Annotated in this window: 1 pseudogene; it reads right to left on the minus strand. The window is 62.7% G+C overall.

Features of this window, described 5'->3' with window-relative positions:
* Positions 1–94: 94 nt before the first annotated feature.
* A pseudogene (locus ILT44_RS30560) lies at positions 95–691 on the minus strand (IS630 family transposase); the annotation flags it as partial.
* Between the last annotated feature and the right edge of the window lie 134 nt (positions 692–825).

Here is an 825-nt window from a genome sequence, read left to right on the forward strand (position 1 = left end):
AGTGGTGGGCCTGGCTTAGGTGCGTCATGGCGCGACACCTCCGTGTCTAAGACAACGCACAAGGCCCGGCTGTAGTACTAAAGCGCTTTTGGTTTCAGTGTAGGGCATAGCCGGCATGCCTGATCCAGCCTCGCGCATCCTTTACGGTGATGGTGTCGAGGGCTGGTTTGAGTTCTGCTTCCAAGGCTTCGAGAGTGCGCGCCGCTTTCGCTTTGAGCCGCTCTTTCATCTTGGCCCAGGCGGGCTCGATCGGGTTGAACTCGGGTGAATAGCGCGGCAGGTACAAAAGCCCGATCCCGGCCTGATCGAGAAGCTCCCGCACTTCTGTGGCCCGATGCGGGCGCAGGTTGTCCATCACCAGAATGGCATCCGGCTTGACTCGCCGGAGTTTGGGCACCAGCACCTGTTCGAGATAGCCCAGCAGCACCGGGGTGGAGGTGGACGCCTCGATGCTCATCGTGGCGATCAGGCCCTCACAGGCCAGCGCGCCTAACACTGTCAGCCGCTGCCACGAGCCCAGCGGAATGGAGCCATAGGCGCGTTGCCCTCGAGGCGCTCGCGCATGGGTGCGGGCCATCTTGGTCGTCACCCCGCTTTCATCCAGGAATACCAACCGTTCCACGGGCATGTCGCTCATCTGCTGGCGATAAGCCTCACGCTCGGCGGCAATCTCGGGCCGCTCCTGCTCGGCCGCCCGAAGCGTCTTTTTTTTCTAGGACGGCAAAGCTGGCTGTCTGGTAGAGTGCGCTAGTGGGGGTCTTCTGTACCTGATGGGAGGTGCGGGATGACCAGACTCTCAGGGCGCCAGCCGCCGGAGCGCGAGCG

The organism is Microvirga arvi (assembly GCF_016892765.1).
GTDB classification, from domain to species: domain Bacteria; phylum Pseudomonadota; class Alphaproteobacteria; order Rhizobiales; family Beijerinckiaceae; genus Microvirga; species Microvirga arvi.